Below are 409 nucleotides of genomic sequence, written 5' to 3'. Positions count from 1 at the left end.
GCCGACTGGGACAGGGACTTCACGCTGGCCGAGCCGGGCAAGGACGAGACGGTCGACTACGGCCGCCAGCTCCCGAAGACCTGACCTGACCTGACCTGACCTGATCTGACCGGCTCGGCTAGCGCTTGCGGCGTTTGAAGAGCAGCGAGGGGAGCGCCGCGGGGACGGGAAGGCGCGTCGTCGCGGGGGTGGCGGGCGGCGCGGTGGCGAGGGACCCCTCGGGCATCTCGGTCCGTACGGCCGTCGGCTCCAGCCGTACGATCCGGCACTCGCGCGCCCAGCGCTCCACCATCCGCTCGCCGTCGGGGGCGTTGAGGCGCTTGCCCTTGAGCTCGGCGACGGCGGTGTCCCAGGCCTCGGTGCCGGCCGCGATCTCGGTGACGGCGGCGGTCCAGGCGACGAGCCGCCC

At 73.8% G+C, this 409-nt stretch carries 1 pseudogene; it reads right to left on the bottom strand.

The features are described from left to right. Positions 1-118: 118 nt before the first annotated feature. Positions 119-409: pseudogene (locus J0695_RS39940) on the bottom strand (hypothetical protein); the annotation flags it as partial.

The organism is Streptomyces beijiangensis (assembly GCF_017315755.1).
In the GTDB taxonomy this organism is placed as follows: Bacteria; Actinomycetota; Actinomycetes; order Streptomycetales; family Streptomycetaceae; genus Streptomyces; species Streptomyces beijiangensis.
Note: the sequence above shows the minus strand (reverse complement) of the source record. Positions and strands in the feature narration are given on the sequence as shown.